General features: G+C 71.0%; 28 protein-coding genes and 1 tRNA gene. 17 read left to right on the top strand and 12 right to left on the bottom strand.

The genetic code is table 11. From position 1 onward, the window contains the following. The first annotated feature begins 10 nt into the window (after nucleotides 1–10). Nucleotides 11–1,369 (top strand): sensor histidine kinase, encoded by a 1,359-nt coding sequence (locus tag ACTFTM_RS09755; protein WP_449566594.1) that lies wholly within the window; start codon nucleotides 11–13, stop codon nucleotides 1,367–1,369. Nucleotides 1,370–1,381: 12 nt separating this feature from the next. Here ACTFTM_RS09755 and ACTFTM_RS09760 read toward each other — a convergent pair whose 3' ends face one another. Further along, complete coding sequence (locus ACTFTM_RS09760) at nucleotides 1,382–3,085, bottom strand: tetratricopeptide repeat protein (RefSeq protein WP_449565470.1); 1,704 nt, start codon at nucleotides 3,083–3,085, stop codon at nucleotides 1,382–1,384. Between the two features lie 57 nt (nucleotides 3,086–3,142). After that, nucleotides 3,143–3,604 carry a MarR family winged helix-turn-helix transcriptional regulator gene (locus tag ACTFTM_RS09765; RefSeq protein WP_449566595.1) on the bottom strand — a complete coding sequence of 154 codons (462 nt, stop codon included), beginning with the start codon at nucleotides 3,602–3,604 and terminating at the stop codon, nucleotides 3,143–3,145. Nucleotides 3,605–3,653: 49 nt separating this feature from the next. Between ACTFTM_RS09765 and ACTFTM_RS09770 the strand changes: the two genes are divergently transcribed. Together ACTFTM_RS09770 and ACTFTM_RS09775 are read left to right on the top strand one after the other, a co-directional pair. Then, on the top strand, nucleotides 3,654–4,175 hold the full coding sequence (locus tag ACTFTM_RS09770; RefSeq protein WP_449565471.1) for a VOC family protein: 522 nt from the start codon (nucleotides 3,654–3,656) through the stop codon (nucleotides 4,173–4,175). 24 nt (nucleotides 4,176–4,199) lie between these two features. Continuing rightward, a complete protein-coding gene (locus tag ACTFTM_RS09775; protein ID WP_449565472.1) occupies nucleotides 4,200–5,102 on the top strand; it encodes a hypothetical protein in 903 nt (300 codons plus the stop codon). A 170-nt stretch (nucleotides 5,103–5,272) separates the two neighbouring features. Here ACTFTM_RS09775 and ACTFTM_RS09780 read toward each other — a convergent pair whose 3' ends face one another. After that, a complete protein-coding gene (locus tag ACTFTM_RS09780; RefSeq protein ID WP_355051826.1) occupies nucleotides 5,273–5,452 on the bottom strand; it encodes a DUF4236 domain-containing protein in 180 nt (59 codons plus the stop codon). A 309-nt stretch (nucleotides 5,453–5,761) separates the two neighbouring features. Between ACTFTM_RS09780 and ACTFTM_RS09785 the strand changes: the two genes are divergently transcribed. Both ACTFTM_RS09785 and ACTFTM_RS09790 read left to right on the top strand, forming a co-directional pair. Continuing rightward, nucleotides 5,762–6,322 (top strand): flavin reductase family protein, encoded by a 561-nt coding sequence (locus ACTFTM_RS09785; RefSeq protein ID WP_449565473.1) that lies wholly within the window; start codon nucleotides 5,762–5,764, stop codon nucleotides 6,320–6,322. Further along, nucleotides 6,319–6,930: a malonic semialdehyde reductase gene (locus ACTFTM_RS09790; RefSeq protein ID WP_449565474.1), complete on the top strand. Its 612-nt coding sequence runs from the start codon at nucleotides 6,319–6,321 to the stop codon at nucleotides 6,928–6,930. Before ACTFTM_RS09785 ends, ACTFTM_RS09790 begins: the two co-directional genes overlap by 4 nt. Before the next feature lie 6 nt (nucleotides 6,931–6,936). Here ACTFTM_RS09790 and ACTFTM_RS09795 read toward each other — a convergent pair whose 3' ends face one another. Then, nucleotides 6,937–7,392, bottom strand: coding sequence for an RrF2 family transcriptional regulator (locus ACTFTM_RS09795; RefSeq protein ID WP_030333674.1), 456 nt, complete (start codon nucleotides 7,390–7,392; stop codon nucleotides 6,937–6,939). A gap of 7 nt (nucleotides 7,393–7,399) precedes the next feature. After that, nucleotides 7,400–8,374: a helix-turn-helix domain-containing protein gene (locus tag ACTFTM_RS09800; RefSeq protein WP_449565475.1), complete on the bottom strand. Its 975-nt coding sequence runs from the start codon at nucleotides 8,372–8,374 to the stop codon at nucleotides 7,400–7,402. Between the two features lie 182 nt (nucleotides 8,375–8,556). Between ACTFTM_RS09800 and ACTFTM_RS09805 the strand changes: the two genes are divergently transcribed. Next, nucleotides 8,557–9,333 (top strand): glucose 1-dehydrogenase, encoded by a 777-nt coding sequence (locus tag ACTFTM_RS09805; RefSeq protein WP_449565476.1) that lies wholly within the window; start codon nucleotides 8,557–8,559, stop codon nucleotides 9,331–9,333. Nucleotides 9,334–9,430: 97 nt separating this feature from the next. Here the strand turns inward: ACTFTM_RS09805 and ACTFTM_RS09810 are convergent, their stop codons facing one another. Further along, on the bottom strand, nucleotides 9,431–9,862 hold the full coding sequence (locus ACTFTM_RS09810) for an SsgA family sporulation/cell division regulator (RefSeq protein ID WP_007457244.1): 432 nt from the start codon (nucleotides 9,860–9,862) through the stop codon (nucleotides 9,431–9,433). Between the two features lie 294 nt (nucleotides 9,863–10,156). Between ACTFTM_RS09810 and ACTFTM_RS09815 the strand changes: the two genes are divergently transcribed. Both ACTFTM_RS09815 and ACTFTM_RS09820 read left to right on the top strand, forming a co-directional pair. Then, nucleotides 10,157–10,714 carry a TIGR02611 family protein gene (locus ACTFTM_RS09815; RefSeq protein ID WP_449565477.1) on the top strand — a complete coding sequence of 186 codons (558 nt, stop codon included), beginning with the start codon at nucleotides 10,157–10,159 and terminating at the stop codon, nucleotides 10,712–10,714. Nucleotides 10,715–10,764: 50 nt separating this feature from the next. Next, nucleotides 10,765–10,836 (top strand) — tRNA-Val (locus tag ACTFTM_RS09820). A gap of 137 nt (nucleotides 10,837–10,973) precedes the next feature. On the opposite strand, the gene ACTFTM_RS09825 is transcribed toward ACTFTM_RS09820, so the two are convergent. After that, a complete protein-coding gene (locus tag ACTFTM_RS09825; RefSeq protein WP_449565478.1) occupies nucleotides 10,974–11,549 on the bottom strand; it encodes an HD domain-containing protein in 576 nt (191 codons plus the stop codon). Further along, complete coding sequence (locus ACTFTM_RS09830; RefSeq protein ID WP_449565479.1) at nucleotides 11,546–12,673, bottom strand: helix-turn-helix domain-containing protein; 1,128 nt, start codon at nucleotides 12,671–12,673, stop codon at nucleotides 11,546–11,548. The genes ACTFTM_RS09825 and ACTFTM_RS09830 overlap by 4 nt, the downstream gene beginning before the upstream one ends. A 581-nt stretch (nucleotides 12,674–13,254) precedes the next feature. Here ACTFTM_RS09830 and ACTFTM_RS09835 point away from each other — a divergent pair. Next, complete coding sequence (locus ACTFTM_RS09835; RefSeq protein WP_449565480.1) at nucleotides 13,255–13,473, top strand: hypothetical protein; 219 nt, start codon at nucleotides 13,255–13,257, stop codon at nucleotides 13,471–13,473. Beyond that, on the top strand, nucleotides 13,470–13,643 hold the full coding sequence (locus ACTFTM_RS09840) for a hypothetical protein (RefSeq protein ID WP_449565481.1): 174 nt from the start codon (nucleotides 13,470–13,472) through the stop codon (nucleotides 13,641–13,643). The genes ACTFTM_RS09835 and ACTFTM_RS09840 overlap by 4 nt, the downstream gene beginning before the upstream one ends. A 235-nt stretch (nucleotides 13,644–13,878) precedes the next feature. On the opposite strand, the gene ACTFTM_RS09845 is transcribed toward ACTFTM_RS09840, so the two are convergent. Then, a complete protein-coding gene (locus ACTFTM_RS09845) occupies nucleotides 13,879–14,292 on the bottom strand; it encodes a hypothetical protein (protein WP_449565482.1) in 414 nt (137 codons plus the stop codon). A gap of 328 nt (nucleotides 14,293–14,620) precedes the next feature. Here ACTFTM_RS09845 and ACTFTM_RS09850 point away from each other — a divergent pair, with 328 nt between their 5' ends. Beyond that, nucleotides 14,621–15,088, top strand: coding sequence for a nuclear transport factor 2 family protein (locus tag ACTFTM_RS09850; RefSeq protein ID WP_449565483.1), 468 nt, complete (start codon nucleotides 14,621–14,623; stop codon nucleotides 15,086–15,088). A gap of 112 nt (nucleotides 15,089–15,200) precedes the next feature. Continuing rightward, entirely contained in the window at nucleotides 15,201–15,632 is a 432-nt protein-coding gene (locus ACTFTM_RS09855; RefSeq protein ID WP_449565484.1) for a DUF6196 family protein, read from the top strand. A gap of 135 nt (nucleotides 15,633–15,767) precedes the next feature. On the opposite strand, the gene ACTFTM_RS09860 is transcribed toward ACTFTM_RS09855, so the two are convergent. Next, complete coding sequence (locus ACTFTM_RS09860) at nucleotides 15,768–16,154, bottom strand: hypothetical protein (RefSeq protein ID WP_449566790.1); 387 nt, start codon at nucleotides 16,152–16,154, stop codon at nucleotides 15,768–15,770. Between ACTFTM_RS09860 and ACTFTM_RS09865 the strand changes: the two genes are divergently transcribed. After that, the gene (locus ACTFTM_RS09865) at nucleotides 16,096–16,428 is read left to right on the top strand and encodes a GNAT family N-acetyltransferase (protein WP_449565485.1); all 333 of its coding nucleotides are present in this window, start codon (nucleotides 16,096–16,098) and stop codon (nucleotides 16,426–16,428) included. The two genes, ACTFTM_RS09860 and ACTFTM_RS09865, sit on opposite strands and share 59 nt — an antisense overlap. 238 nt (nucleotides 16,429–16,666) lie before the next feature. Here ACTFTM_RS09865 and ACTFTM_RS09870 read toward each other — a convergent pair whose 3' ends face one another. Together ACTFTM_RS09870 and ACTFTM_RS09875 are read right to left on the bottom strand one after the other, a co-directional pair. Then, on the bottom strand, nucleotides 16,667–17,746 hold the full coding sequence (locus tag ACTFTM_RS09870) for an FUSC family protein (protein WP_449565486.1): 1,080 nt from the start codon (nucleotides 17,744–17,746) through the stop codon (nucleotides 16,667–16,669). Nucleotides 17,747–17,898: 152 nt separating this feature from the next. Further along, on the bottom strand, nucleotides 17,899–18,888 hold the full coding sequence (locus tag ACTFTM_RS09875; RefSeq protein ID WP_449565487.1) for a hypothetical protein: 990 nt from the start codon (nucleotides 18,886–18,888) through the stop codon (nucleotides 17,899–17,901). A gap of 174 nt (nucleotides 18,889–19,062) precedes the next feature. Between ACTFTM_RS09875 and ACTFTM_RS09880 the strand changes: the two genes are divergently transcribed. The 4 genes from ACTFTM_RS09880 to ACTFTM_RS09895 all read left to right on the top strand — a co-directional run bounded on the left by ACTFTM_RS09880 (nucleotide 19,063) and on the right by ACTFTM_RS09895 (nucleotide 22,823). Then, nucleotides 19,063–19,692: a fasciclin domain-containing protein gene (locus ACTFTM_RS09880; protein ID WP_449565488.1), complete on the top strand. Its 630-nt coding sequence runs from the start codon at nucleotides 19,063–19,065 to the stop codon at nucleotides 19,690–19,692. 59 nt (nucleotides 19,693–19,751) lie between these two features. Further along, nucleotides 19,752–21,275 carry a molybdopterin-dependent oxidoreductase gene (locus ACTFTM_RS09885; protein ID WP_449565489.1) on the top strand — a complete coding sequence of 508 codons (1,524 nt, stop codon included), beginning with the start codon at nucleotides 19,752–19,754 and terminating at the stop codon, nucleotides 21,273–21,275. A gap of 196 nt (nucleotides 21,276–21,471) precedes the next feature. Continuing rightward, a complete protein-coding gene (locus ACTFTM_RS09890) occupies nucleotides 21,472–22,098 on the top strand; it encodes a sigma-70 family RNA polymerase sigma factor (protein ID WP_449565490.1) in 627 nt (208 codons plus the stop codon). Next, nucleotides 22,095–22,823: an anti-sigma factor gene (locus ACTFTM_RS09895; RefSeq protein WP_449565491.1), complete on the top strand. Its 729-nt coding sequence runs from the start codon at nucleotides 22,095–22,097 to the stop codon at nucleotides 22,821–22,823. Before ACTFTM_RS09890 ends, ACTFTM_RS09895 begins: the two co-directional genes overlap by 4 nt.

A 22,823-nucleotide genomic window follows, 5' to 3' on the forward strand; every position in this document is an offset into this window, starting at 1 on the left:
GGGCCGCCTCCTGGCACTCGGCGTGTTCGGGCTCACCGTCGGTCTCGCCCTCGGCGGGGTGGTGCTGCTCGGCGCGCTCCGTTTCGTGCTCCAGCGCAACGTGGACACCGAGGCGTTCCGGACGGGCGACGCGGTCGCCCTGCTCGCCGCCGAGGACGCGCTGCCCGACCCGCTGCCGGTGGCCGGCGGGCAGGTCCGGGTCCAGGTGATCGACGCGCAGGGGCGGGTCCGGGCCGCCTCGATCGACGCGGACCGGCTCGTTCCGATGGTCCGCCCCGAGTGGTTGCACACCGGCCAGCGTCAACGCCTGGACGTCCCCGCCGAGCGGGTCGGCCTCCGTGGGCCGGTCCGCGTGGTCGCGGTGCCCGCCGGCACGGCGGCCGAGCCGCTCACCGTGCTGGTCGCCCGCTCGATGGCCGACGTGCGGCAGAGCACGCACGTGGTGCGGACCATCCTGCTGGTGGCGTTCCCGCTGCTGGTGGTGGTCCTGGCCGCGGTGGCGTGGCGGGTGGTCGGCGCGACGTTGCGTCCCGTGGAGGCGCTGCGCCGTGGCGCCGAGGAGATCACCGGTCGGGCCGGCGCCGGCCGACTTCCGGTGCCCGCGTCCGCCGACGAGATCCATCGGTTGGCGGTGACCCTCAACGGGATGCTGGACCGGCTGGAGTCGGCCCGGGCCCGGCAGCGGGCCTTCGTCTCCGATGCCGCGCACGAGCTGCGCAGCCCGCTGGCCAACATCCGTACCGAGTTGGAGGTGGCCCAACGGCTCGCCGACCGGACGGACTGGTCGGCGGTGACCGTCAACCTGCTCGCCGACACCGAGCGGTTGAGCCGGCTGGTCGACGACCTGCTGCTGCTGGCCCGCCTGGACGAGATGCCGGCGGCGCGGGGCACCGGCCCGGTCGACCTGGCCGCCCTGGTGGCCGAGGTCGCCGCCCGGTATCCGTCGCCCCCGGTGCGGGTGGCACCGGCGTCGGGGCCGCTGTGGACGGCTGGAAACGAGGCCGAGCTGCGGCGGGTGCTGGCCAACCTCGTCGACAACGCGGTCCGGCACGCGCGGGGCAGCGTGATCGTCGCGGCCGAGCCGCACGAGGCCGCGTACCACCTGGTGACGGTGACCGACGACGGCCCGGGGATTCCGGCGGCCGACCGGGGCCGCGTCTTCGACCGGTTCACCAGGTTGGACGACGGCCGGGGCCGCGACCACGGCGGCGCGGGCCTCGGCCTCGCCATCGTGTGGGAGCTGGTGCGCCGCGCGGGCGGCGCCATCACCCTGACCGACGCCGACGGCGGGCACGGTCTGCGGGTACGCCTGCTGCTCCCGGCGACCCCGACCGGGCCCGAGCCGCCATCGATGGTGGCCCGACCGTGAGCACGGCGGACGTCAGCGGCGGCGGGTGCAGACCTGGTTGGCGCTCGCGACGGTGTCGGTGGACCAGACGACGGCGACGGTGAAGCAGTAGTCGTTGGCGCGGTTCAGCGCGTACACGATGTAGCTGTCGGTGCCGGCGGGCAGCGTGGCGATGGCGGTCTTGTCCTGCCCGGCCCGCCCGGCGGACACGACCACCGGCCCCTCGCCGCCGGCCGGGTACGTCCAGCGCAGAGCGATGTTGTCCTGGTTGTCGCGCAGCGACACCGCGCCGGGCGGCGAGCCCGGTGCGGCTGCCGGCGCGGCCGTGCCGGCGGCCGGGGTGCCGGTGGTGGGGGAGGCGACCGTTCCGCTCGGGCCGGCGCTCGGCGGCGGCCCGGACTTCGGGTCGTCCCCGTCGCCGACGCGTGCCACGCCGGCGATGACCGCCGCCGTGCCCAGCAGCACCACGACCACGCCGGCCACCAGCACCGGAACCAGCCTGTTGCGCGTCGGCGACGGCGCCCGGTGCACGGGCACCGGCAGCAGCCGTGACGGCGTGTACGGCGTCAGCGGCGCGGACGGTCGGTCCGGTTCGGACGGCGCGCCGGGGCGGTACAGCCGGTACACGCCGGACGACTCTTCGGTGCCGCCCGTGAACCCGGCGACCGACGGTGGCACGGGCGCGGTGGTGGGGTGCGGGACGGGGTCGTCCGCCGGGTCCGGTGGCCAGCGGAGGCCCGGTTCGTCAGCCGGCGGCCAGCGGTCGTCCGACGATCCGTCCGGCTCATCATCCGGCGGCCAGCGGAAGTCCGGGGAGCCGTCCGGCTCGTCGGCCGGTACCCGCGGATTCGGCACCGAGCCGCCGCTGGCGAGCCCGGCGCCGGCCAGGCCCTCATCGGTACGGTCGGCGGGACCAGCCGTCTCCGTCTCCGCCGGGGCCGGGGCCGGTGGATAGTAGGCGGGATCGAGCGGCCGGTCGGACTGCGGCGGGGTGCGCGCGGCCGGCACCACCGGGGCGTCCCGGACGGCGGACGCGTCGTCGGCGCAGACGTGGTCGGGGTTGGCCGCCGCCCGGGCCAGAGCCGCCACCTGGAGCGCCAGCGGGTCGTCGGCGCTCAGATGCTGCCGGCACAGCTCGCGGGCCAGCGCGAGGTTGTCGTGCGCCTCGGCGAACTGCCCGCAGTCGCGCTGCATGGAGCCGAGCCGGGCCAACATCTTGATGCCGCTGGGGTGGCCGTCCCCGTACACCTCGCGGTGCAGCTCCCAGGCGTCCTGGAGGCGGTCGCGGGCCACCGTGCACTGACCGCGGGCGTACTCGACGGTGGCCAGGTCGGCGTGTGCGGCCAGCACCCGCAGCGACTCGGGACCGTCCTGCGCGGTCAGCTCGATGATCACGTCCTGGTAGAGCCGGGCGGCCCGGGAGTGACTGCCCACCCGGTGCAGCACGGCGGCCAGGGTCGCGGCGGCGGCCACCGTGCGGGGGTCGGAGCGGCCGTGCAACCGGGTCGTGGCCGCGTACGCGAAGGCGGCCCAGCCGCGGGCGGAGTGCGGCTCGCCGAGGGCGACGAGCACCCGCGCCTGGAGGCTGGCCGCCTCGGCCAACTCCGGTGTGGCGTTGGCCGGGCGGGGGTCGGCGTCGGTGAGCGCGTCGGAAAGCAGCCGTTGCGCACCGGCGATGTCGCCAGCGGACACGAGGTGGTGCGCCTGGTCAGTCAACTCGTCGAAGCCGGAGGACACGCCCCATCGTGCTCATCCGACGACGGTAAGTACAAGACCCGCGCCGGTGTCGATCGGTCAGGATCTGCTCAGGTGCTCGGCCAACGTCTCGCTGATCCGGCGTAACTGGTCGACCTGGGCGGGGCTCAACGCGTCGAACAGGTGCCGACGTACCCCTTCGACGTGGCCGGGCGCGGCGGCGGCGAGGGTGGCGAAACCGTCGTCGGTGAGCACCGCGATCTGCCCGCGCCGGTCGGTGGGGCAGTCCTCGCGGCGCACCCAGCCGGCCTCCTCGAGGCGGGCCACCGCGTGCGAGAGCCGGCTGCGCGACGACCCGGTCGCCTCGGCCAGCTCGCTCATCCGCAGTTGCCGACCGGGCGCCTCGGAGAGTCGGACCAGGATCTCGTAGTAGGCGTGCGGCATACCGGCATCGCGTTGCAGCTCACGGTCGAGCGTGTCCATGAGCGCTCGGGAGGAGGCGAGGAACGCCCGCCAGGTGCGCTGCTCGTCAGGGTTAAGCCAGCGGGTCATGACGACCATCATACTCCCGATGGTTGAACGCTCAACAAAACGACGCTAGTGTGGGGTCATGGGTATTCACCGGCTCAACCACGCGGTTCTCTACGTCAGTGACCTTGCCCGCAGCGTCTCCTTCTACCGGGACGTGCTGGGCTTCACCCCGGTCGAGATGACCCCGGACGGCTTCCGGGGCGCGACCTTCCTCCAGGCCCCCGACTCCACCAACGACCACGACCTCGGTCTGTTCGAGATCGGCGCGGGCGCCGGGCGCTCGACCGCCGGCCGGGCCACCGTCGGGCTCTACCACCTGGCGTGGGAGGTCGACACCCTCGACGAGCTGGCCGTCACCGCTGAGCGTCTCGCCGCCGCCGGCGCGCTGGCCGGCACGTCCGACCACGGCACGACCAAGAGCCTCTACGGGCAGGACCCCGACGGCCTGGAGTTCGAGGTGGTGTGGCTGGTCCCGGCCGACCTGCTCGACGACGCCACGGTGGCCGCCCGCAAGCGCATCGGCCGGCTCGACCTTGACGCCGAGCGGCAGCGGTACGGCGGCCAGACGCGCGGCGGCGTGGGGATCTCCGTACCGGCCTGAGCGGCCATGGGGTAGAACGGACCGATGCCAACCAACCGGACCGCCGACGTCCTCCGCGAACTGCTGGTCCGCCACGTGGCGACCTGGTTGCCCGTCGCCCTGCACCGCTCCCGCCGCGCGACCGTCGCGCTGGCCTGGGCCGGCGCCGACGGCGGCGGCGCGGAGGCGGCGCTACGGGCGGTCGCCGGTCACGCGGCGCAGATACGCGGTCGGCAGGTGACGATTCTGGTGCTCGCGGACGAGGTCACCGACCTGCCGGCCCGGCTCGGGGCGGTCGAGGCGGAGTTGCCTCCCGAGGTGACGGTGCACCTGCTGCCCGGCGGCCCCGCCCGGCTGCCGGTGGCGCTCAAGGCGGCCTCCGTGGCCGGAGCGCCGCTGTTCTGCTTCGCCGACCTGTCCGGCCCGGCGCACGCCGAGGTGCTCCGCGCCTGCGCCAACGGCCGCAACGGCGAAGTGCTGCTGCACGCCGCCACCAGCGCCCGCCCGGCCCTCGGCCTCGCCGGCTTCCCGCTGGTCGCCGAGGTGGCGCCGGTGCTGGAAGCGGCCGACCTCAACGACGCCGTGGCCGGCGTGATCGCGTTCGGGAGCCGGTCGGACCGGAGCCTGGAGGCGGTCCGTGACACGCTCTGGTCGGTCGGCGCGGACTTCGGGGTGCGCTACCGCGACCCCGCCGACCCGACGGCCCCGCCAGCGGACGTGACCGGGGGTGCCTCCCTGGAGCCGCTGGCCCGCGAGTTGTTGGCCGAGCTGCGCCGGGGTGGGCCGCGCCCGGTCACCGAGCTGCGCCGACACACCCTCACCGCGACGGTCTACCGCGCGACCGACGCCAACCAGGCCCTCACCACCCTGGTGCAGGAGGGCAAAGCAACGAGGGAACGCGAGTCCGGCCGCCTCGCCGGCGACGAACTGATCACCCCCACGTCCTGAAACCCCCACGTCCTAAGACCCCCGCGATCTTGCACTTCCTGCGGCGACACAAGGGACATTCCCGCGTGTAACGGCAACCGAAGGTGCAAGATCGGCGAGGTGGAGGGCGGGACGAAGACGCCGAGCGGGGCGCCGGTGAATCACCGGCGCCCCGCTCGACTCCCGGGTCGTTACGACCGGGCCTTGTCCTGCTTCCAGGACAGCGGTCCCGGCAGGTCGACGCGGTGTGCGCGGGCCTTCGAGTTCCAGGACCAGCGGCCGATCTTGATGCTCCACGAGGAGAAGCCGTTCTCGGTGAAGTTCAGGATCAGCGGACCGATCTTCTTGCGCTTGCGAAACATGAGGCCCATCGGAGCACTCCCCTCGTCAACCGTTCCCTGCCGTGTCGAGATCGAACATTCCCGAACGGGCGAATTCCGAAACCTCCTCGTCGTCCCGGGTGGACGGTGTCACGCCGCGATGCGCCAACTCCTATCCACCAGATAGGTGTTGCGCTGCGGTAAAGGCTGCTACAGATGCTTCGTAACATCGTCGGCGATGCAAGTCTCATCTTCTGGAAGACCGTTGACCGGCCGGTCGCGCCGTCGGCAGCATGGGTTCATGTTGCAGCGGGACGAGAACTTTTTCATCGCGCACGCCGCGCCGGCCCCGGCGTCGGCGTGACCACCCTGGAGCGTCCGACCACGGACGCGACGGAGCTGCGACCGGTGGACCGGGACCTGTTCCGGGCGCTGCTGCGTCGGCAGGCCACCAGCGTCACCGTGGTCACCGCGGTGGCCCGGTCCACCAAGCCGGCCCGCCCGGGCGGGTTTCGCCAACCGATCCGGGCCGGATTCACCGCCACCTCGTTCACCTCCGTCTCGCTCGATCCGCCGCTCGTCTCGTTCTGCCTCGGTACGACGTCGTCGAGCTGGCCGGTGCTGGCCCGCGCCGAACACGTCGCGGTCCACCTGCTGGCCGCCGGGCAGCGAGAGGCGGCCACGGTCTTCGCCACCAGCGGCATCGACCGGTTCGCCGCCTATCCGGACTGGACGGCCGGGCCGTTCGGGGTGCCACTGCTGACCGGAGTGCTGGCCCGGCTGCTCTGTCGCGTGGTGCACCGCGTCCCGGTCGGTGACCACACCCTGGTCATCGCCGAACCGCTCGCCCTGGGCGACGGCGACGACGGCCCACCGCTGGTGCACCACCGGGGTGGCTACACCACCCCGGCCCGGGCGTGAACGCGCCCGTCGCGGCCGATCTGCTCGTGTTGGACCGGGCCGCCCAGGACCTGCTGTTCCGGGCGGCCCGCACGGCCAACACGTTCACCGACGAGCCGGTCACCGACGCCCAGGTAGCCGCGATCCACGACCTGATCCGGTACGGGCCGACCGCGTACAACGGTCAGCCGCTACGGGTGCTGCTGCTGCGCTCGCCGCAGGCCCGGGCCCGGCTGCTGCCGTACGTGTCGTCGAGCAACCGGGCGAAGACGGCCAGCGCGCCGCTGGCGGCGGTGCTCGCCGCCGACGTGGACTTCCACGAGCGGCTACCCGAGCTGTACCCGCACCGGCCGCAGGCCCGGGAGTGGCTGGGTGACCGGACGGCCCGCGCCGAGCAGGCCCGTTTCAGCGCGACTCTCCAGATCGGCTACCTGCTGGTGGGGATACGCGCGGCGGGGCTGGCCGCCGGCCCGATGGCCGGGTTCGACGCCGCCGGGGTGACCCGGGAGTTCTTCCCCGACGGCCGGCACGAGGCGCTGCTGCTGCTGAACGTCGGCCGCCCCGGCCCGGACGCCTGGCAGGACCGGCTGCCCCGGCTCACCACCGAGGACGTGGTGCGCACCCTGTGAGGGGCGTCAGCGCGGCTCCCACGCGTCGGGCAGCGCGGTGAGCTTGCGGACGTGCGCGGGCAGCCGACCGCTGACGATCTCGGCGAGGCTCACCTCGTCGACCACCCGCCGCACTGCGGCACGCACCGCCACCCACAGGCCGGGCAGGTTCTCCGCCGAGCCCTCGTAGCGGGTCTCCTCGGGGCGCAGGCCGCGTACGCCCGCGAGCGGGCCCTCCACCGCGCGCAGCACCGCGCCGACGGTCACCTCACGCGGCGGACGGGCCAGGGTGTAACCGCCCTCGGCGCCACGCTGGGCCCGGACGATGCCGGCGCGACGCAGATCCGCCAGGACCGCCTCCAGGAACTTGCGGGGCATGTCCTGCTCCGCCGCGATGGCCTGGGTGGACAGCAGCGAGGGGTACGCGGTCGCGAGGCTCAGCGCCGCCCGTACCGCGTAGTCGCCGCGCGCGGAGATCTGCACCCCGTCATCATGCCCGTCCGCTCGGGACGCCCGGACCACCGGGCCGGCCCGAGTTGCGGGGCTCGACGGGTGCGCCGGTGCGGAACCGCCCGCCGTTGGCGCCGGTGGGCTCGACCGACGGTCGGGGTCGGACGACCCGACCGGCGGCCGTCTGGTCGCGGGCGGCCCGGAACGCGCCGGGGCTGACCCCGATCTCCCGGGTGAAGAACCGGCCGAAGTTCGTCGGCTCGGAGAAGCCGAGCCCACGACCGATCTGCGCGATCGGCTCGTCGCTCGCCGCGAGCAGCCGGGCCGCCTGCAACGCCACCCGCTCGTCGATGACCTGCTTGGCGCTGCGGCCGGTGACGGCCAGGCAGGCCCGGGTCAGGGTACGCACCGAGCAGCCGAGCGCGGCGGCGTAATCCTCGACCCGCCGGGACACCTGGTAGCCGTGCTCCACCTCCCGGCAGAACCGCTGGAACGTCTCGGCCTCGTTACGCTGCCCGGCCCGGTTCGCGTCGGGCAGCGCCAACCGCAGCAGCAGCACGGCGAGCTGGTGACGCAGCAGCGCGCGGCCGGCCGGGCCGTCGCGGTGCCGTTGGCAGTCGACCGCCAACTGGCTCACCTCGTTGATCACCGCGTCCTCGTCCTCGCCGGCCAACTGCCGCCAGGTCGGCGCCGCGTCCGGATCGACGGCCAGGCCGTCCAGGGCATCGGTGGTCCAGCCGACCACCGCCGCGTCGAACTGGGGGCCGACGCACCGCAGCACCTGGCCGGCGCGAACCCGCAGCAGCGTGCCGGGCCGGCAAGGCAGGAGGTGGAAGTCCAGCTCGGCGTCGCCGTGGCCGCGGGTGGTGAGGATCAACAGCTCCCGTTCGACGAACACCGGCCGACGCCAGCCGGGGTCACCGGCCAGGTCGGCCAGCGCGAACGTGGAGATCTCGTCGGGTACGGGTGATGCCGTTCCGATCGATGGCGCGGGGGAGGGATCGGTGGAGACCATCGTCTGCGACGGTAGCCCGAACCGCAGGTCACCGCATCCCGACCGCCGTACGCGACGACGTCCTGGCTTGTCGCGGTCCCCACGGCCGGGCTACGTTACCCGGCGGTATCGCCGCCCGGTCCCGGCGTCCCGCCGGCCGCTCGCCGGACCGGCGGAGCACGCCGACTCACGATGGGATTCCTATGACGGAGCTGTTCTCGGTCGAAGGCAAGACGGTCCTGGTCACCGGTGGGTCGCGGGGAATCGGACTGATGATCGCCCAGGGCTTCGTCCGAGCCGGCGCCCGCGTGATCATCTCGTCCCGCAAGGCGGACGTCTGTGAGAAGGTCGCCGCGGAACTCTCCGCCGAGGGCCTGTGCGAGGCCATCCCCGCCGACCTGAGCAGCGACGACGGCGCGCAGGCACTGGCCGCCGCCGTGCGCGACCGCGTCGACCGCCTCGACGTGCTGGTCAACAACGCCGGCGCCACCTGGGGCGCGCCACTGGAGAACTACCCGGAGGCCGCCTTCGACAAGCTCTGGGCGGTCAACGTCAAGGCCGTCTTCCGACTCACCACGGCGCTGCTGCCGGCGCTGCGCGCCGCCGCCAGCGCCGACGACCCGGCCCGCGTGATCAACATCGGGTCCATCGACGGCATCCGGGTGCCGTTCATGGAGGTGTACGCGTACTCGGCCACCAAGGCCGCCGTGCACATGCTCACCCGCAGCCTCGCCCACCAGCTCGCCGGCGAGCAGATCACCGTCAACGCCATCGCGCCCGGCCCGTTCGAGAGCAAGATGATGGCGTTCGCCCTCGACGACCCGGCCAGCCGCTCCGCCATCGAACAGCAGGTGCCGCTGGGCCGCATCGGCCGCCCCGAGGACATGGCCGGCACCGCCATCTACCTGTCGTCGCGGGCCGGCGCCTACCTCACCGGAGCGGTCATCCCCGTCGACGGCGGCATCACCACGCACGGCTGAGCACCGCCCGGCCCGGGTCGGGCTGTCGTCGTACCCCCCTGGGTGTGCCGGGGCCGCGCGGACTCGGCAGATCCGCGCGGCCCCGGTGTCGCTTTTTTCAGCGGCCGGCGAGCAGCCGGTTCACCGCCGTGTCGACGTCCAGGTGCTCGGCCTCGCGGCCGCGCGGGACGACGACGTACGTCCGTCGAAGGAAACGCACCAGGACGCTGCGCGGCACCTCGAAGAGGGCGTTGCCGTCCGGTGACGAGAGGGCCAGCGCGACGAAGTCGCCGCGCGGTGTGGCCCAGGGCCAGACCCGCACATCCCCGATGCCGGCCGGTTCGTCCAGGCCGGTGACCAGCAGCTCGCGGGCGAACGACCAGCTCACCGCCTCGCCGCCGGCCGATTCGGCATGGAACAGGACATGGACCGCATACGGGTCAGCAGGGTCGTAACGCAGACTGGCACGCACCGGCAAGGCGGTGGCGTCAGGCGCGACGAGCCTTAGCGACGTCTCGACCTCTACGGTCGTCGGTCGGATGACACTCATGGACGTTCTCCCCCCGGCACCGCTGCGGAACGCGCGTGTCCCGCTTTTCCCATACTCAGGTGCTACTCCTGGCTACGCTCCGCCATACGCTGACTTCACCCAGTGGTGGGAAGGGGGACGGAAGCGCCTCGTGAATGTGAACATTCATGTAGGATTTCCGGTTCTGCCCAGTGCGTGATTCCGCCCGGCGTCGGGTGGCTCAGTCGTCGACTTACTCCGGTAACGTCCAGTCGGCCGTTGCAGTGACGGGCCCGAGCGACACTGGGGGGTGAAATGGTCACGAACCGATCCTCAGTGGATCCGGTGACCGCGCCCGGCCCGCCGAACGTCGCGGTCCGAGCAGCCGAAAAGCGGGGGTACGACGTGCCGATGGAGCAGCCCGAGCGACCCGGACGGTCGACGCCCGACGCCGGCCGTCCCGGTGGCGTCCTCGTCGTCGGCGAACCGCCGCGCCGCCCGCGCTGGCGGCAGCGGATCTCGACCACGCTCGACCTGATCCGCGCCAACCCGACCGGTCGGATCGCCCTCAAGATCTTCATCGCGATCGCCGGTGCGCTGGTGGTCACCATCGGCATCGCCCTCATCCCGCTGCCCGGGCCCGGCTGGCTGCTGGTCATCGCCGGCCTCGGCATCTGGGCCGTCGAATTCCACTGGGCCCGCCGACTGCTCGGCTTCACCCGGCGGCACGTGCACGGTTGGACGCGCTGGGTGACGCGGCAGTCACTGCCACTGCGCTTCGTCCTCGGCGCCGTCGGCCTGGTCTTCGTCGGCGCGGTGGTCTGGCTCTCCCTCAAGCTCAGCCTCGGCATCGACGTGGTGGCCGAGGCGAGGCAGTACCTCGCGGCGCGCTGACCCCGGATTTTTGGTCTGGTTCCACGATCGGGTAGAGTCAACGGCGCTGAGGGCGATTAGCTCAGTGGGAGAGCGCTTCGTTCACACCGAAGAGGTCGCTGGTTCGATACCAGCATCGCCCACCCTTAGTTCTTGCAGGTCAAAGCCGGTTGGGCATAGTCCAGCCGGCTTTTTGCTGTCCCATAGCAGAGATCATGAGTCACCCATGAGTCGGTCATGCCCATTACGGGCCGTCGTCGGCCGCGCAGGTGTTGAGTATTCAGTCCTGGGGTGGGGGCGTGAGCCAGGCGAGGGGTTGTCCGTTGAGGGCGGCGTCGGCGAGGCGGTGGGCGCTGGCGGTCTTCAACGCGGCTCGTGAGCTGTCAATCCAGCGCTGGACACTGTCGATGCCTTGATGGCGGTACTCGACGGCTTGGACGAGGCATTCCAGCTTGTCAGCGTCGCGAGCGACGACAGCTTCCAGCGTCTCGCCGGCTTCGTACTCGGCGACGGCGGCGTTGATGACGTCGGCGACGGCTGGGGGACATGCGGCCACCTGGTCGGCGGTGACGGCCGTGTTGGGTACGGCGGTGAGGTAGCGCTTGGCGATGTGTGGGATGTCGGTGATCCGAGTTTCCTGGGTGTCATGCAGGGTGCAGAGCATCGATACTCGGGCTGGGTCAGCGCCCTCCATGACGGCGAGAATCATTCCGATGAACGCCGTTCGGAAGGAGTGCTCGGCGATGGACTCGGGTTGCTTGACGCCGGCGAACCACCAGCCGGTCCGGGCGGCGCGTTTGAGGACGCCGGCTTCGAAGATGAATCTCATCGCTCCGGCGTCGTGGTCGTCGGTCATCTACCCGTCCCTGTGCCGGTGAGTCCGTCCGCCCGCAGGCTGTAGACGATAGAGATTAGTTCCTGCCGTGACTGCGCGGAGATCCGGTCGCTGTCCAGGAGCGGGACACTGCGGTCGAGGAGCGCCCGGATTGCGGCGGGGTTGTCGAGAGCGAGACCGCGTCGTGCGGCCAGCAGAGCCCAGACGTTGTGGATGTTGAGATCGACGAAGGGATGCCCTGGATCGAGGCGCTGGACCAGGTGCCGAAGAAGGCATGAGCCATGCCAATCAGTCAGCGTTCCGGGCATGAACGAGTCGTCGCGGTGGCGGTAGGGGACCTCGCCCACCCAGTAGGCCGAGTAGTTGAGGGCTGCCCGCTCGCAGGTGTCGTCGGGATGTGCCCGAGCGATGAAATCCCGCAACGGTTCCGGGTCACCCTGGTTGGCGAGGGACGTGACGATGGAGCGGGCGTCGGGCCACAGCGGCGACCAGGAGCGAAAGGTGGTCGTGCGGTGGGCTCGCGCGGTGCTCTGGCTGAGCCAACCTGCTGCTGCCTTGGTGGGGTCCATGCCGGCTAGGAAGCAGGCTTGCCGGTGCAGCAGCACGTGCCGATGCCGTCCGGCTGCGGCGCGGTCGGCGAGTACGTAGAGGTGAGCGAAGAACGCGCGTTGCTCATCGACGGGCAGGGTGGGCCCGGACGGGACTGGACCTCGCCGGGAATGGGCGAGGGGTAGGTCTCTGGTGATTGTCGGTGTCTGCCCGAGGACGGCCCAGAGGATTAAATCGGTCAGACGGTGGGTCAGTACGGACCAGCCCAGCGGCTGTTCGGCGATGTCGCAGCGGTCCACATGTGCATTGAGGACGGCGGCGAGGATGAGATCCGCCTCTGCGGCGTCGTCAAGTGCTGCGAGCAGGAGTCTGTTCGCGCCGAGCTGTCCGAGCCGGCGTCGGACGGCGATCGCCTGCCCGAGCGGTACCGCGGTGAATGGCCGGCGCCCGGATTCCCAGCTCTGCACGGTCACGCGATCGATGTCTAGGTCGATGGCGAGCTGCTCCTGGGTGAGCGGGATGGACTCCCGGATCAGCTTGAACAGGTAGCCGGTCACCTCGCCGCGATGCGGTATTGATCGTCCGGGACCTCTCATGCGTCATCCCTACGTTGACCCGTGGTCGACGTTCCGCCGTGAAACGAAGGCTATGGCAGCCCATCTCGCCTGTTCAGTCGTACTGCCGGTGAGTCCAAGCGACGCCGTCGTGATCGTAGCGTCGCAGTTACCGAACGTTCCAGATCCGGTCCCGTCGTTTTGGGGTCGGCCATGGAGTGCTGCCCGGCGGAGGGAGCCAGTGATGCGGGACAGGACACCACCAGGGCGACGAGTGACCTATGACGAGTACCTGACCGCTGCCGCGATGACCCTGGCGCGACGCCACCGCCCAGCATGGTCGTGGCCGAAGTGGAGGTGGATCTGCCGCTGCGGGGCGGAGCTGCCCTGTCGCAGCCGACACCGCATCCCGATCAACCGGGGGCACTGGCCTTGCCAGGAGGAGCAGTGATCAACGAGGCCGAGCCGAAAGCTCCGGTTGTACATCTGCCCGGGAAAGACGGCCTTTGCGCCGGCTGTCGGGCGTGCTGGTCGCGGTTCACGCCGTACCCGTGCTGGCAAGTGGCCTCGGGGACCAGCCGGCAGGCGCGGTCGATGAGGGCGGCGTTGCTCGGAGGTGGCGCATGACCACGCACGGCCCGGTGCTGCCGATCTGGAGCTGTAGCGGCTGCGATGCGCCCTGGCCCTGCCGCACACGGCAGCGCGAGCTACGCGCCGAGTTCGACGATGCTCCGCTCTCCCTGGCTCTCTACCTGGGTGCCCAGCTGGCGCGGGCCTCCCAGGACCTGACCTGGTTGCCGGCGGCTGCGCTGCACAGACGCTTCCTCGGCTGGATTCGATGAGCATCCTGCGGCCCGGTGACGAGAAGTTCCACTACAGCGACGGCTCCCACAAGTGGATCCCACCCGACCCGGAATACGACCAGGAGGTCTGGGACGAACAGGTCCGCCAGCACAAGCACGGCCACCTGAGAAACGAGCGCCCGAAGGTCCGCATCCAACGCCTCGTCTGACGTCAGCAGGCGGCGGCAGGGCCATACGCGTGGTGCGGCCGAAGCTGCCCGAGTCGTCCCCGGTCGCCGACGAGGCTCTCGATTCGGCGGGCGCCGCCCTCACATGTAACGCCGGCCAGACCGACGACGCCGTGGAAGTGGCTCAGTTGATCTCCAGCGCTGCCTTCGCCGTCCGCGAGGGTCGCACCTGCGAACTCGGACCAACTACGCGGCAAGAGTCCCCCCGGACTCGCGGTCACCTCTGGCTAGACGACTGGCTGACATCAAGAACCATTGAGGGAGTAGGAATGCGAACGCCGTTCAGGCGGGCAGTGTTCGGTGCCATCGCGGTGGCGCTGCTCGGCGGGCTCGGGCTCACGTCCTGCGCAGATCCGGGCCGGAACGACACCGTGGACGCCGGGTTGGCTCCGATCGATATCTCGGTGACCGGCGCTCCCGAACCGACTGACCCCGCAAGTCCCTCCCCATCGCCTTCGGTCAGCCGGTCCCCGTCGCCTTCGGCGAGCCGATCCACGAAGCCGTCTGTCAGCCGGTCGCCGTCGCGCGCCCCGACGAGTAAGGCCGCGACGCCGGCCGCAGCGAGCAACATCGCCTCCCGGCTACACACCATTCCGGCCAGCACCCGCCAGCTCATCGTCGTCCACAGCAACGGCTACGGTACGAGCGTCGCGTCCCACCGGCGCCGCGCTCAACGGGCAGACCGTCGACGACGTGCAGGTGCTCGGGTGTCGCAACCGCTCCGCACGACTGATGGCTATCGCCCCGCAGTCGGCCTCGATTGCCGGCGGCCACCAGGTGTTCCTGCACCGCGGTCCGCGCGGCCTGCACCGGCCTGGCCTGACAGCCGACGAAGACCCCTCGGGGCAGTCGAATCGGGACTCATGTCGGTAGGGTGCCGTCGATGGGGTACGGGCCACCCCCGAATGTTGCCCTCGGCATGGCACAGGTGACATCTACCGATTCGAAGGAAGCTCGGCATGAGTAGTCCACGCGAAACTTTCCTCCGACTTGTGAACGGTGTCTGCGACGGCCCGTACGAGGACCTGGCCGACCTGTACGGCGAAGAAACCCATGTCACGCATCCGTTTCACCCGCTCAACCCGCCACCGCTGCGTAGCCGCAGCGAACTGCACGAGCACTTCACCGCGACGCCTCCGGTTGGCCGGACGCTGAACCGTAAGCCGGTCGACGTGAGGATTCATGAGACCGCGGACCCGGAGGTGATTGTCGCCGAGTTTGCCTATCAGGGGCGGGTCGCCGAGACAGGTGAGGAATTCCGGGTGCCATGCGTCTTCGTGATGCGTATCCGCAATGGGCTCATCATCGAATCCCGCGACTACATTGACCACGTCGCCAGCGCGCGAGCATGGGGTCAACTCGACAGCCTGTTGACCGCACTCCGTCCGCGGACAAGCAGCACCATCGAGGGCACAACTCGACCCTGATGCACGCCCGACGCCTGCGCTGCGTCGGGCGGCCCAGGACGCCGACGGGTTGACCAGCAGCGGTGTGCCGAGGGCGACTGCGGTGCCCGCCGTCATGGGGCAAGATCGTTGCGTGGTCAGCATCAGCCAGGAGTCCCATGACGAGACCGCGCAGCGGCTGCGACGTGTCATCGCGGCCGCGGAACTGGTCATATTTGACGGTGAGTGGTCGTTTCTCGAGGCCCCGCTTACCCAGCCACCGGCCTTGACGATTGACCTGCTGGCCGTGGTGCGCGACGAGGATCGGTGGTCCTGGCTGGCGCCAGGCGGTGCGACCGAGGGGGAGCGCTTCACGGTGTTCTCGTTCCACTTCCCGCCCGAACTGGACAACAGCGGGTTCGTCGGATGGCTGGCCACCGAGTTGAAGCGCCGGCTGGGTACCGGGGTGTTCGTCATCTGTGGTCACAACGGCGACCGTGGTGGCATCTACGACTACTGGGGTTGCCCAGCACAGGTCCGCGCCGAGGTTGTACAGGTCCTTGGTGAGTTGCGAGCCGGCCGGTAGACCAGAGCGGCGGTGGCTTCCGCAACATGGCTGCTGACGATGCCCGCGGAACGCTCATGTGCCGGTCTCCCGGCCCGCCATCGCGAGCGGCGCGGTGTGTCGATGAACGTGACCAGCGCGCCGCCGTCGAGCGAGTCAGGTGGTGGTCTGTCGTTCCAGTTGCTGACGAGCATCCCGCCGCAGGTGCTCGAACTTTCCGGAGGAGACATTCTCCAACGCAGGTTCCAACGTGACGCGGGTGAGGAACACGCAGCCCCGGCGCGATCCCGTACGGTCGCCCGAAGCGCAGAGCGGCAGGAGGATGGCCAGGTGATGAGCATCGGTCCGCTGACACAGCCCGACCGCGACGAGTGGGAAGCGTTGACCCGGAGTTTCCACGCGCACTGGGCTGGCCGGCCGGGTCGGCCCGCGACCGAGGTCGACGACGAAGGCTACGAACGGACATGGCATCGCTTGGTCGACGGTGGGCAGATCCGGGGCATCTGCGCACGGCTCGACGGCACGATGGTCGGCATCGCGCATTACCTGTTTCACCCGAGCGTGTGGGGGGGCCGGGAGGTGCTATCTGGCGGAGCTGTTCGTCACACCAGAGGTACGACGGCGAGGTATTGCCACTGCGATGATCGGAAGAGTGGCGCAGGATGCCGACGAGCATGGTGCCCCACGCCTGTATTGGAACACCGAGGTCGACGCCGAGGCTCGGACTTTGTACGACAGGATCGCGGTCTACCGAGGCTACATCGTGTACAACTACTCACCGTCCGCGACTGCTGCCCCGCGAGGGCTGGGCAACTGAAGTTCCGCCTGCCTTCGCTCGTGGATGGTCCGCCCGGTCGGGTCGTCCAGCCGCTTGGTCCTTCGCGCTTCAACGGACGAGGAGTGCGTCGTCCATGCGTAGGGCTCCTTCGGCGCGGTGAATGTGCGACCACCGTCGAACGCGGTGCTGGCTGTTCGGATCGCGACGGCTCGGTGATCGCCTCGCCGAACTGGCTGGACCGCCACGCGCCTCGTCGGCACCGTCGACTGACCGGGCGTCACGCCCGGCTCAGGCCGAGCGCCTCGTCCACCCGATCCAGCACCGTCACGTCGTCGTGGCCGACTCCGCGCAGCAGGTCGATGGCGGTCGCCCGGATCTGTCCGACGATCATGGTGACCGGCAGCGGTGGGTCACACCGCAGCAGGCCCGCGGCGATCCGGACGGCCTCCAGGGCGGCTGCGTCGGCCCGGTGCGCGTGCCGCTCGGCGTCGGCGCCGCTGAGGTCGCTGGCCAGAGCCTCCCCGGCCGACCGTACGGCGCCGGTCAGCGCGCCGATCGCGGGGGTCAGCTCCGGCGGTGTGGCGGTGTGCCGGCGGGTCAGGGTCACGCCGGCCCGAGCCAGCACCCGGATGTTGCGGGCGGCGTAGTCGAGCTGCCGCAGCGTCGCTTCCACGTCGGCGAGCTTGCCCAGGTGCCGGCGGCGCAGTCCGAGCCGCAGTGTCTCACCGGTGGCGAGCACGGCGGTCTGTAGCTGGGCGACGCAGTCGTCCACCTGCCGAGCCTGGTCCAGCGCGGCGCGGGCGGCGTCCTCGTCGCAGCCCTGCAGTGCGGCGTTCACCGTGTCGAGCAGGTCGGCCAGGTCGGTGTAGCTGCGCCGGGCCTGCGCCACCAGGGGTGCCAGCGGGTCGCGGGCGGCCATGAGCTGGCTGGCGGCCAACGCGACCCCGCCGCCGATGAGCGCGTCGACGAAGCGGAACGGCATCAGCGTGCCGTGCGGCGCGGCGACCACCACCAGGTACATGGCCGAGACGGTGGCCTGCACGACCAGAGCACGACGGGCTCCGATCAGCACCAGCGTCGTGGTGGTCAGCAACAGCACCAGCAGGACCGTGCCGGTGCCGGGGCCCAGCGCGTACACCAGCAGTTCCGCGACGAGCACGGCGGCGGCCACCGCGAGCAGGATCTCGACGGTCTGCCGCAGCCGTCGCCCGCGGGACTCACCGAGTACGACGAGCGCGGCGGTCGGAGCGTAGAACGGGTCCGGGTGACGGATCACCACCGCCGCCACGATCCAGGCGACCACCGCGGCGGCGGTCAGCTCGACCACGGTCATGCCGTCGCCACGCAATCGCGCCACGGCGTCGCGCCCCCACGTCCGCACCGGTGCTACCCCCTCGCCGGCGGGCCCGACCCGGCCGCCGATTGATCATCTGCGAGGACGGGCACTACCCCGCCCGTGACCTGCTCAATCGCGTGGGCGACGGACGGCACCCGGGACGGGAGGCCGCGTCACTGCATGGCGGTGGCCGGGGGATGATCGAATGATTCGGGGCAGCGGAAGGTGTACAGCGAGTAGCCGCGACCGATCTGCACGCCGACGATGTCCGGGGACGCGTTCGGGTCTTCCTCGTACGGGCGCCAGCTGCAATTCATGCCGTTCCAGTCACCCGAATCCGCGGTGAAGATCAAGGTCATCGTGGTGCCGCAGACAGCACAGTCCATCGGGTACGGGTCGGTCAGTGACCAGTTCGCGTACCCGCCGACCTTCCATCCCGGCGCCAGCGACAGGTCGCTCTGATAGTGCGGACGGCTCTCGTCCTCGTCGTCATCCCACTCATCGAGCCGGTCGCGCAGGTCATCGGGGAGCAGGTCGGCGTACTGGTACTCGCGGACCTGCTCGGGGTGCACCAGGCACGGAATCGGCAGGTACATGTCGCTGATCACCGACGGCTCGGGAGGTGCTTCGAGCAGGGGGCCGACGGCCGAACTGTCGCGCCAGTGGAGAAAGACGCGAGGGCTGTAGTGCCGGTCCGAGTGGTCCACGGGGCACCACAGCACCTGGAGCAGGTCGGTGCCGTCCGGACCGGCGTAGTCCGGGATGTCTCGTCGGTACAGCTGGGCGACCGGGACCAACGGGATGGGACTCTCGATGAGGTGGTCCAGGTCGCGTGCGTCGGCCGCGTCGAGTTCCGCCCGCTCCTGCGCCGTCAAGAAGTGCCCGCCCGGCAGCGGGGCCCGGGCTTCTGCTGCCGCGAGGATCTTCCGCTGGTGGCGCAGGTCGGCCGGGGTCGTCAGGTTGTACGGCTCGTGCGCCCCGGTGTCGTCGCAGACCGGCCACACCTCGTCGGCCGGCCACAGCAGCGGTCCACCAACCGAGCTGTCCCTGACGGTCGGAGCGCCGGGTCGGGGATGCAGGCGGGTGGCCGTGGTCGAGTGTTCCCGCAGCTCGGGGAAGACCGCGGTGATATCAAGGGGACGCGGGGGTGTGGTGCGGACCATGTTGGTGGATCCTATGGCCCGCGGACCGGTCCTGATTCCCCGGACTGCTGGCGCCCGTCGGGGTCTGTGACAGCGCCGCGCCGAATTTGCTCCCTGTTGCGCCCATCCGTCTCGAGATCGGCCTCGAATGCCCTTCGACAACAGCAGTGAAGTACAAGCATTCGAGGAGTTCGTATGAAGCGACGCCTGTTCGCCTCCGTTGGCGTGATCGCTGTGCTGGCCCTGTCCGCCTGCGGCGGTAACGACAGTGGGGAGAGTGCCAGCGGCGCGCCGAGCATGTCGGCCAGCGCGCCGATGGCATCGGCTTCGCCCTCGACGATGATGTCGGGTCAGTTCGGCTCGGGGTGCGCTGCCGTTCCGACCGATGCGTCCAACCCCGGCAGTTTCGAGGCGATGGCGAAGGTGCCGGTGGCCACCGCCGCGTCCGGCAACCCGCTGCTGTCGACGCTGGTGACGGCCGTGAAGAAGGCCAACCTGGTGGACTCGCTCAACGGCGCGCAGGGCGTCACGGTGTTCGCGCCGACCAACGACGCGTTCGCCAAGATCCCGAAGGCGGACCTGGACAAGGTCCTGGCCGACGACGCCCTGCTGAAGAAGGTCCTGACCTACCACGTGGTGACGACCCAGCTGTCGCCGGACACCTTGGCAGGCACCCACAAGACGTTGCAGGGCGGCGACCTCGAGGTGACCGGCAGCGGCTCGTCGTTCACCGTCAACGGCACCTCGATGGTGGTCTGCGGGAACGTCTCGACGGCCAACGCCACCGTGTACATCGTCGACACCGTTCTGATGCCCAAGAGCTGATGGCGTCGACCGACATCGAGCCCCGGCCGGCGACCCGTCGGCCGGGGCCGTCCCTCCGCATGACCGCCGTCCGCGGCTCGGTCGTCGGCGTGCTGACCGCCGGAGTGACTCTCGCCGTGGCGCACCTCCTCGCGGCGCTGGTCGCTCCTGCCGCCGATCCGGTGCTGGCAGTCGGCGGTGTTGCCATCGACCTGGCACCGCAGGGCGTCAAGGCGTTCGCCATCCGCACCTTCGGCGCCAACGACAAGATCGCGCTCCTCGTCGGCGTCTACGCGCTGCTGGCCCTGGCCGCGGTTCTGCTCGGCGCGGCGGCGCTTCGACGACGACGCTACGGTCTGGCTGGCCTCGCCGTGTTCGCCGCAGTCGGTGTCACCGCCGTCCTGTCCCGCCCGGGCGCGACGCCCCTGGGCGTTCTGCCGGTGCTGACGGGTGTCGGCGTCGGATCGGCCGCGATGTTGCTGTTGGCGCGCGCCGGTCGAACGGTAACGGTCACCGCGCCGAGCCGGCCGTGGCTGCTCGACCGCCGTCAGTTCCTGGCCACGACAGCGGGGACCGCGCTGATCGCCGGCGCCACGGCCGCCGTCGGCCAGGCCGTGGGTCGCGGCAGTGCGGTCGGCGCCCGTTCCCGCGCCGCCGTTCGCATTCCGCCGCCGGTACGACCGGCGCCGCCGCTACCCGACGGTGTCTCCGTCGGTGTCGACGGGGTTTCGGCGTTCCTCACCCGCAACCGGGACTTCTACCGTGTCGACACGGCCCTCACTGTTCCGCAGGTCGACCTGGAGACCTGGCGGTTGACCCTGGACGGGGCAGTCGACCGTCCTCGTACCTGGAAATTCGAGGATCTTCTCGCCCGTGGCCTCGTCGAGCGTGACATCACCCTGAACTGTGTCTCGAACGAGGTCGGTGGTCCCTACATCGGCACCGCCCGCTGGACCGGGATTCCCCTCGCACCGCTGCTTCGCGAGGCGGGTCTCCACACCGGGCAGAACCAGCTCGTCAGCCGCTCGGTGGAGGGCATGACCATCGGCACTCCGCTCGCGGCGATCCTCGACGGGCGCGACGCACTCCTGGCCGTGGCCATGAACGGCGAACCCCTGCCCCTGGAACACGGCTTCCCCGTCCGCATGCTCGTCCCCGGACTCTACGGCTACGTGGGCGCCTGCAAGTGGCTCACCTCGATGAAGGTGACCACGTTCGACGCGTTCGACCCCTACTGGGTGCAGCGCGGGTGGGCGGCCGACGCGCCCGTCAAGACCGCATCGCGCATCGACACTCCGAGACCTTTCGCGCAACGTCGCGCCGGGCCCGTCATCATCGCCGGTGTCGCCTGGGCGCAACGGCGGGGAATCATGGCAGCCGAGGTGCAGGTCGACGACGGGCCGTGGCGGCAGGCCCGCCTCGCCGACGGACCATCGCCGGACCTGTGGCGGCAGTGGACCTACCGCTGGGACGCCACCCCGGGCAGCCACACCCTGCGCGTACGGGCCACCGACGCGACAGGTGCGACCCAGACCGACCAACGGGCCGCGCCGTTCCCCGACGGCGCGACCGGCTGGCACAGCACCACCGTCACGATCACCTGACCTGGTGCTTGCCGTCCATCACGCCACGAATCCCTCCTGACCCCACCCGAGTGTCAACGCCGGATCCAGGCAGAAACGGAGATGTGGAGCGCGTCGTCGCGAGAATGTCATCGTGTACGCGCGCCTCGCTCACCCGCATCCCGCCCAGCAACGAGTACGCGGCGGCAAACCCACGGCCGCCAGCACAGGAGAGGACATGCCGAGGATGAGCGGCGACCCGGAACACGCGCGGCGGCTTCGTTCGGTGCCGCCGGACACCGCGACGTCACCGAGCCCGGACGAGCTGCTGGCGCGGGTGGCACGGGGCGACGAGGTGGCGTTCGCGGCGCTGTACGACACCATGGCCGGCCGGGTCCTCGGGCTGGCCCGCCGCGTCGTACGCGACCCGGCGCAGGCGGAGGAGGTGACGCAGGAGGTGATGGTCGAGGTGTGGCGCACCGCCGGCCGATTCGAGGCCGGTCGTGGCTCGGCCTCCGCCTGGATCCTGACGATGGCGCACCGCCGGGCGGTGGATCGCGTGCGCAGCGAGCAGGCCCACACCGACCGCACCCAGCGGGTCGCCGCGACCGAGACACACGTCCCCTACGACGAGGTCGTCGAGGACGTCACCGCCCGGCTGGAGCGCGAACAGGTCCGCCGCTGTCTGGGCCGGCTGACACCGGTCCAGCGGGAGGCGGTGGCCCTGGCCTACTACGGCGGCCACACCTACCGGGAGGTTGCCGAAAAGCTGAAGACACCGCTGCCGACGGTGAAGACGCGGATGCGCGACGGACTGATCCGGATGCGCGACTGCCTGGGCATTGACATGGAAGGACGGGCATGAGCGCCGACATCCACACCCTCGCCGGCGCGTACGCCCTGAACGCGGTCGACGACCTCGACAGGGCGGCGTTCGAGCGGCACCTGGCCGACTGCGAGTCGTGCCGCCAGGAGGTGACCGAGCTACGGGAGACGGTCGCACGGCTCGCCGACGACACCGTCGTCGAGGCCATGCCCCAGGGGTTGCGGAAGCGCACCCTCGTCCAGGCGGCGCGTACCCCGCAGCTGCGCTCTGCTGCCGCCGGAGACAGCGCCACACGGCCGGCAGGCAGGTGGCGACGCCTCACCGTGGCCGCCGCGGTGGCCGTCGTCGTGGCCGGCGGCGCGAGCGCGGCCACCTGGGCCGTGACCGACGATCGGGTCAGCGACGAGCGGGCCAGCAGCGAGCAGGCGCGGCAGATCGCCGCCGTCCTGGACGCCCCGGACGCCCAGGTGTTCGAGCGGTCGCTGCAGCCGGGCGGCGTCGCGACCGTGGTGGTCTCCCGCAGCCGTGACCGCGGGGTGGTGCTGCTGCGTGACCTGCCCGAACCCGGACCCGGACGGATATACGAACTCTGGCTCATCCGCGGCGGCGAGCCCCGCAAGGTGGGACGACTGGCAGAGGATGCCAGGGGGGCGACCACGGTCGTCGGCCCGGTTGCCGAGGCGGGAACGTTCGGCGTCTCCAACGAACCCGTGGGCGGCTCCGTCGTCCCCACACGAATCGTCGGGACGGTCCAGCTGAGCTGA

Source organism: Micromonospora sp. RB23, assembly GCF_053585025.1.